7 protein-coding genes are annotated in these 7739 nt (G+C 58.6%); 4 read left to right on the plus strand and 3 right to left on the minus strand.

Annotated features, from left to right (window positions below):
• The coding region (locus tag BM396_RS31645; protein ID WP_043378305.1) for an integrase core domain-containing protein at positions 1-225 on the plus strand (225 nt) is incomplete at its 5' end.
• Between the two features lie 268 nt (positions 226-493).
• Here BM396_RS31645 and BM396_RS31650 read toward each other — a convergent pair.
• On the minus strand, positions 494-1651 hold the full coding sequence (locus tag BM396_RS31650) for a glycosyltransferase (protein WP_158713317.1): 1158 nt from the start codon (positions 1649-1651) through the stop codon (positions 494-496).
• A complete protein-coding gene (locus BM396_RS31655) occupies positions 1648-4002 on the minus strand; it encodes a glycosyltransferase (RefSeq protein ID WP_139239611.1) in 2355 nt (784 codons plus the stop codon). Before BM396_RS31655 ends, BM396_RS31650 begins: the two co-directional genes overlap by 4 nt.
• A gap of 717 nt (positions 4003-4719) precedes the next feature.
• On the opposite strand from BM396_RS31655, the gene BM396_RS32505 reads away from it, so the two are divergent.
• The 3 genes from BM396_RS32505 to BM396_RS31660 all read left to right on the plus strand — a co-directional run bounded on the left by BM396_RS32505 (position 4720) and on the right by BM396_RS31660 (position 7429).
• Positions 4720-5244, plus strand: coding sequence for a hypothetical protein (locus tag BM396_RS32505; RefSeq protein ID WP_139239613.1), 525 nt, complete (start codon positions 4720-4722; stop codon positions 5242-5244).
• 221 nt (positions 5245-5465) lie between these two features.
• On the plus strand, positions 5466-6185 hold the full coding sequence (locus BM396_RS32510) for a hypothetical protein (protein WP_139239614.1): 720 nt from the start codon (positions 5466-5468) through the stop codon (positions 6183-6185).
• A gap of 282 nt (positions 6186-6467) precedes the next feature.
• A protein-coding gene (locus BM396_RS31660) for an IS630 family transposase (protein WP_091995313.1) occupies positions 6468-7429 on the plus strand; the annotation gives its coding sequence in 2 pieces (ribosomal slippage) (positions 6468-6807 and positions 6807-7429; 963 coding nt in all).
• A gap of 166 nt (positions 7430-7595) precedes the next feature.
• Here BM396_RS31660 and BM396_RS31665 read toward each other — a convergent pair.
• Positions 7596-7739, minus strand: a 144-nt coding sequence (locus BM396_RS31665) for a transposase (protein ID WP_210187150.1), incomplete at its 5' end; no start/stop codon positions are given.

The following is a 7739-nucleotide window of genomic DNA, read 5'->3' on the forward strand; positions in this document are numbered from 1 at the left end:
AACCGCATCCTGCTCGAACATGCCTACCTGCCCGGCGAACTCGAGGCGCGTGTGGCCGCCTTCGTGGAGCACTACAACCATGTTCGGGCTCACGAGAGCCTGGGCAACCTCACCCCTGCCGACGTCTACTTCGGTCGCGGAGAGGCCATCTTGCGTGAACGGGCGCAGATCAAACGCCAGACCCTCATGGACCGCCGCTTGCGCCATCACGCGCAGGCTGCCTAACCTCTCAATCCAGATGGACCAGAGCCTCCGTTCCTGAGCTTCCCGACTCGTCTCAAATCATCTGACGACGGACATGTGGTCATCAGCTCCGTTCTTAGCAATGTCGGCAGCGACATCAGCCTCACAGGCTAGGTGCAATGAGCTGCGCGAGCTTGCCAAGCGGCACAGTCCCTATTGCCTCAAGCCCCACGAATCTCGTTAAGCACACCTTGGTGTAACCTGGTGAAGCTTGGGGGAGCGGTCAGCATTGAACGGGATGAGGTGACACTTAGGCGGATCGTAGGGATGGACCTGCGCTGACCCACTCTGCGGTCTCACGCGCGAAGTCCCTCCATGTCGGTAGCCTAAGTCGCGCTGCCTCCGTCCATAGCCTTTCGGCGATCGGTACCTCCGTCACCTGCAGCATTGCCTCCGCCACCGTCTCGGGTGTGACTTCAGCGAGGCGTATTTGCCCCAGCGGCTCTAAGGCGGCTAGGCTTGGCATATTGTCTGGAGCGATAACCGGAACGCCAGCCCACAGGCTCTCGACCGGCGGCAGCCCATACCCCTCCGCCCCCGAGACATAAATGGTAGCCCTCGCCCGGCGTAGTGCATCCGCTATAAGCGCGTCCGATGCATCTTCAATCCAGCAAAAGCCTGGGAGCGCCGCCATGTCGCGTAACCACGATATGTTGTGCAAGTCAAAAGCCCGTCCGATCACGGTCAGGGTCACTTCGTGACCCCTCTCGCGCAGTAGCCGGAAAGCGGCGGCAGTCACCTCTTGCCGCTTACGGCCGTCGATCGACCCGATTGTGACGAACTCGGTCCGATTTGGACGCCAGACCTGTCGTTCGATCGCAACGCCATTGGTGCCGAGCGGCAGAACCACGCTGGCATCTGGGTCGGGAGAACGCGCGATGAAATCCGCGTACTCGCGCCGCGTCTTGTCACTGATATGCGCGAGGCGACTGCACGCTCGCAGTGCCCGAATGTAAGGCATAAGATTCTTAGTTGACCGCAACCCAAATAGGTCCGGCCGCAAAAACGGTATGAAATCGTAGCATATTGCGGAAATGTCATTAGGCCGGCTCTGCGCAAGCCAAACGTAAAATGCGCTGCGCGCTCCCTCGAAAAACACCTCCGGCAACAAAATGTGCGCGTCGGCCGGCAATGCGCGTCGCGATCCCCGCTCGCTGGTTTCATGCACCATAGTCGCAAGTTCCGCAGGGCGCAAATCGACTGCCGCCTTATTGTTGTCCGTTAACAAATCCACCGCTGCGGCCGAGATAGAAGAGAGCCCATCCTCCGATCGCGGTACGAAGCGGGCGACATGAAGCTCCGGCCCATCACCCGGCCAGTGTCGGATAATTTCGCGCACCACGCGCTGAATACCAGTACGTACCGGGTTCTGATATAGTTCTGTGCAATCTAAGATAACTGGTCTCACGCGACACTCCCCCGCGATTGACGCGCTGGCTCGACGCCAACGGCGTGGCATAGCGCGACCGCGTAAGACGCCATGCTACGCTCAATGCTGAAGGCAAGGCGAGCAGCTTCACGGTGCTCGGCTGCCCCGTCGCTCCGCTGGTCTTCCAGTAGATCGGCCACAGCGTTGGCCAGAAGGACTGAACTCAATTCATCCGGGATAGCGCGTACGTAGGCATCCGGCGTTCCGACCGCGTCGGCGAGGCTTTGATTGCAGACAGTTGGAACGCCTGCGGCCGCGCAGTCGAGCAAGGCCCCAGACAAGCCCCCGTTGGCATACGTGCGCAACTGGATCGCTACATCAGCCCCTAAGAGCGCGTCCCGATAAACCGCGTCTGGCACGAACGCATCCGCCAACCGAACATGGTCGCCCAGGCCGAGGCTTTCCACCATGGCTCTAAAATATGCGGCGTAGGCTGGTGGCGTTGCCATGCCGACGAGGTGCAGACGTGCCGGAATCCCCCATGAGCGCAGCATGTCAAGCGCCCAGACACATTCCTCGGGCGCTTTGGTTTCATGCACCGCACCCAGCGTCACGAGCGCAATTTCGTCCGGCGCAATGCCGGCACGATGCCGCGCTTGAGATCGCGCTATTGGTGTCAATTCGGCGGGCGACCATGCTCGGTAGATGCTGAATGGGATATGGACAGGTGAGCGACCGAACCGCGATGCCAACAGATTTGCGGTGATTTGAGAGTGCACAATCATTGGGCTGGCCGCAGCAAACGTCTCGTCGAGGAATAAGGCCTCGGCGAGGTGCTCATCGTGCATCCACCTGTGGATCTCGGTTTCGTCGACTGGCCTCCCCGCCTCCCTAGACGCCGCAGATATGGCGCGGTCCCGGCCGAGGCAGATACGGTAAAAACTAAGCAGGCGTGCATCATGCGCAATTGCGGCTCCGCCGTAGCGCGTCAGCGCTTCGAAGGTTTTAAGGTGAAAGTGCGAATTACCAATCACATTCACTACGGCATCAAAGTTGTCTACTAAGGCCGGCAGAGCGGAAAACGGTTTGACCTTTGTGCCCGCGACGGGTGTTGGTCCTACTGTTTCAGTGAAGACGGTAAGATCCACTAGTTCTTGCAACTCGACGCAGGTCGCAGTCGAATAGTCTGCTACGCCTGAAACGTCCGGTGTCAATGGAGTGAGCATCGCAACGCGCGGGCGTGCCGAGCGCGCGACCGCGGGCGCAGCCACGTTCCAATGCATCACGAGATGGTCCCAGAACCTACGGCCGACCTCGACGGCTCGGAAGCGCGGCCAAATTGAGGCTTGGCGCTCGACGATCTCTGAACACCACGTGATATCAGTGAGCGCCCGCTCCAGCAGTGGAACGAGCATTGCGGCATCAGCCGGTGCGAAGCGTAGTTCCGCATCAGGTATTAGCTCCCGGTGAACAGGAATGTCGGACGCGATCACTGGGATGCCAGCGGCCATGCCCTCAACAATGGGCAGGTCAAATCCCTCGTCATAGGATGGGCACACGACGGCTATTGCTTCGCTGTAGAAGGTGACTAGTTCGTTCTCCGACACGCCGCCGGGTACCTGCACAAGGTCAGTTTGGCCGCCGTTGCGCGCCGCAATCGCTCGGAAATGATCGAGCGCCTGCGGCGGGTACTGGCCTGCGATGATGAGAGGGATTCGTGCATTCTGGAGTATGCGCGAAGCAGCATGCGCCTGAACGACTACGTCAGGGTTCTTGCGCGGGTCGCCACCGCCCACAACGAGGAGGTGCCGACGCTTCGTTTGGCCAAGGAAGCGCGCGCTCTCGAAAAGCGGGTCGAGGGGGGCGCCGGTGACGGCGACAGATCGGCGCGAGACAGACAACAGCTCCCTGAGATCATCGCCCGCGCTCTGTGAAATTGGGGCAAATAAGTCACAACGCGTCAACCACCGAAGTTGAGTTGCGTATGACAGCTTCTCCGCAGGCCCGGGCAAATAACGCTCTGGCCAGCGCCGTGGGATGAAGTCGTAGACCACCGCCATACGAAGGCGATGCTGGTCGGCAAGGAAACGTGCACCGAACAGCGGATCGTGCGTCATCGGTGAGAGCGCAACGTAGGGCGCGTGTCGCGACTTCGAACCGAGGGCGTGCAATGCAGCATAGGCATTCTGGTGCGTCTCCGACACGAGCTCCGCAGCTTCGGCGATCGGATCGGGCAAATCAGGATCGATGAGTCCAACCATCCGAACATTCTCGGGCGCATTTTGAAGGAGCGCGAGGGTATGGCGACCGATGCCACGACGGGCGTAGTTCGGGTCTTGAAGTGCGCGTAGGTCGAGAACCACGTCGCGCAGCCTATCCGATACGTTCAAGCCTAATTCCCCGTCCTTGAGCTTAGATGGCCCGATGTCCGCGCATACTTCTGGTTGCGCAAAAATGGACCCTGCCGCGCGTGACAGGCGGCTTGTGCGGTGCGGCGACAATTCTGGTGGAGATCGACCGTCAGCGCAAGGGTTTTCAATCAACGCGATCTAGCGCTATTGCACCTCGGCGCCCAGGCATCAAGCTAGATACAGCAAACAGAGGCGGTCTTGTATGTCACGATTATGCTGAGTTTTCATCGATAATTGCAATATCACGCCAATTACACAGCTACCAAATGTAATATTCATCGCAATAATATCTCTAAAGTTTACGATTTATCATTTATAGAACCGACGAATATAATAAAAAAGTCGCTTCTTAAAAGCGAAGATTATCATGAATCAACATTTTGTAAAAACATAATTATATAGCAATTGAATATTCGGCCTATTTTTGGATGATCAGATAGTCCGGCACAGATTTGCTTTCCGCAGCCTATCAGCGTCGGCCGCGCCTCCTTAGGGCCTTTGATCGCTGCAACCATCTGATATAGCATCCTGCAGCCAAAGCCGTCGCATCCTGTAGGCGCGGTCTTAGTGGCTTCGAAGCCGGTCTGCACTCGATCCGGGCAGCCCTGTCGGGTAAGAGCCAGGACGAAATTATCTAAAATCGGCGCGCGTGTTTGCCCAAACGATGATCTGGAAATAACCACGAAAGGTGCAATCTTGACCAACGCTATCATAACCGACGCAAGTTTAGCCGACCCAAACGTGTCATCGCTCATTGTAAGCGTCGCGCGCGCATTGTGTTTCGCGCGCGGGGATGAGCCTGACAACGTAGTATGGAATCAGCAGACCGGGGCCATCCCCCGTTGGAGACTGGCGCTGGTTGATGCTCAGGCAGCCGTGCGTGCTGTGGAGGCGCACCTTCGCAACGAAACCTTCGCCGTTACGGACCACTCCCTTGGGAGCATAACCGAGCCTGCAGTTGAATTTCAACGCACGCAGCAGACTTCGGTTGCGCGGTGGCGCGACGTCCGCCTCGAGCGCTTAGAAAGCATGGTCGACGCGATACATACCCAAACCGTAGTTTGGTTGCCGCAGGTTTTAGAAACTCTACGCGGTGTGATTCAAGGCGAGAGCAATCCGGCCATGCAGCGCCTTGCTGCAGATATGGAGCGCGCGCTGCTCACAATAGTTATGGAGGCAAGCTCAAAGCCTGCGAAGCACGATGTAGCGCCAGACACCTGATATGCGGATCTGAATATTATGGGCATATAAACCATCATTGCTCGCCGGTCCCAAGATTCCATAGCTTTGCTTCATCCGCATGCAACCCATATGTTATGATTTTATATCAAAGCGATAAGTCTAAACTTTGCGCAACGGCTGCTGATGTATAATGATCTTGTAAACTTGGTTCCCTCTGCAGATGATAGGTGGTAAAGATGGCAGGCGCTGAGGAATTTAAGATGTCCGACAATGTTAGTCTCGTAGAGAGAAGCGTAATATTCAATGTTGATTTTTACTCGCACGCAACCAACAGGGTATTTATGTCTGAGCGGGACGCTATTGAGCATTACCTATCTTTACCCAATGCCGAAGCCAAGGATCCACACCCCTTGTTCTCAGTCAGTTGGTATGCGGCGCGCTCTCCGGATTTGAACCTTTACGAAAACGCCCTGCTACATTTCCTTCGCATCGGTGCTCGTGAGGGACGCCAACCTCATCCCTTGTTTGACCCAGATTGGTATCTCAGCGTCAATCGGAACCGCTCCGAAGCTGCAGAAAACCCGCTAAGCCACTATCTGCGTGTGGGCGCCTCGGCTGGCTGTCGCGTGCATCCATTGTTCGATATATCCTGGTATTTAGAGGCAAACCCCGACGTTGCCGTTGCAGCAGTCGATCCATTCGTGCACTTCGTGAAAGAAGGGTATCGCGAAAGTCGCAGTCCCTCCGCAGATTTTGATGTTTCGTGGTATTTGGAGCAATATAGTGATGTGAAGTCTATTGGCGTGAACCCTCTTGTCCATTATCTTCGGGATGGTGCGCGCGAAGGCCGAAATCCATCGCCGTTTTTTGACACCTGCTTCTACCTAATGGCTAATCCTGACGTGGCTGCTTCGCGCATCAACCCTCTTATTCATTATGTGGAGCGCGGGCGTGGCGAAGGACGGAAGCTAAAGCCTTAAACCGATCTCGGCTATTCAGGTGTCATATCGCGGGTTTTGGCCTGAAAAGATCGGTGGAAGAGGTGAGTTGAATCATGACAACACCAATGCGGTAGAGGCCGTGATTGGATTTGCCGCGTAGAAGGGGAGAATTATACCCGTAATAAAAGAGACCTCCGATTGCAGAACCTAAGAACCAGTTCAGACCTGACTCTCGCGCGGACGTGGTGGGACCTAGAGCCGGTCCCGCGCTGTTTGAGACGATTTAGCGGGTAGCGCGTTGGTGAGTGAAGGAGCTTGCTCATGCCTTCACCCCTGTCTGCGGACCTGCGCGAGCGTGTTGTGGCTGCCGTGATGGCGGGTGCCTCCTGCCATCGCGCCGCAGCCCGCTTCGGGGTCAGCGTGTCGAGCGCCAGCCGGTGGTCGGAGCGCTTCCGCCACGAGGGCCAACTCGCCTCCAAGCCGATGGGCGGTGATCACACCTCGAAGCGCATAGAGGCGCATGCCGGGCTGATCCTGAGGATCTCCAAGCAGGAGCCGCGTCTTTTCCTGCGCGAGGTGCGCGACCGGCTCGCGGAGCAGGGCATCCAGACCAGCACGAGCGGCCTGTCGCGCTTCTTTGCCCGCCACGGGATCAGCTGGAAAAGGGGGCGACATACGCAGCTGAGCAGGAGCGTGCGGACGTAAGAGCGGCCCGCGAGGCGTGGTTCGAGGCGCAGCCCGAGCTCAATCCAGACCGGCTGGTGTTCCTGGACGAGACGGCGGCGGCCACCAACATGGCGCGCCGCTACGGCTGGGCCCCACGCGGCGAGCGCTGCCGGCTCGCAGCCCCGTTTGGTCACTACAAAACTACGACCATCACAGCCGCCCTGCGCACGGGCGGGCTGTGCGCGACCGCGCTGCTGGACGGTCCCACGAACGGCAGGCGCTTCCGCGACTATGTCACCGAGACCTTGGTCCCGGTGCTGCACCCGGGCGACATCGTCATCATGGACAACCTGCCAGCCCACAAGGTCGCGGGCGTGCAGGACGCGATCGAGGCTGCAGGAGCGCGGCTGCTCTACCTCCCGTCCTACAGCCCTGATTTCAACCCGATTGAGCAGGTCTTCGCGAAGCTGAAGGCGCTGCTGCGGAGTGCGGCCGCCCGCACGATCCCGGATCTCTGGGCGGCGATCCGTCAGGCCTTCACGCGCTTCACTCCGCAGGAGTGCCGCAACTACCTCGCCGCAGCCGGCTACGAGAACGACTTGGCCGTCGCTACCTGACCGGGAACAGCTCTAGCCCGTCTTATTCATCGGGCTTTGTCGGCGGTGGTTTTTAGGCTGATGGCGAGCGGGATCGCGCGTCTGTTCTGACGCGTGTGGATCCGGAATGTTTTGTCAGCGCTGGAGGGATGTGGACGGGTTCGTCGGGGCGTCGCTGCCCCGTCGTTCAGGCTGGCGCCGGGGCGAGCGCGGTCGCGAGGTGGCGCAGAAGGTCAGCATCAGGGCAGGCGGCGGCGAAGGCGAGGCGAACCCGGCTGGCGGTCTCGCGGATGCGAGCTCCGAGCTTCAGGAGGCGCAGCCGGAGGGTGGC

It is taken from the genome of Methylobacterium sp. UNCCL125, from assembly GCF_900116795.1.
GTDB classification, from domain to species: Bacteria; Pseudomonadota; Alphaproteobacteria; order Rhizobiales; family Beijerinckiaceae; genus Methylobacterium; species Methylobacterium fujisawaense.

What these genes read in the sequence shown, in the direction of transcription:
- BM396_RS32510 (WP_139239614.1), top strand. Translation starts at nt 5,466, where the DNA reads ATGTCCGACAATGTTAGTCTCGTAGAGAGAAGCGTAATATTCAATGTT.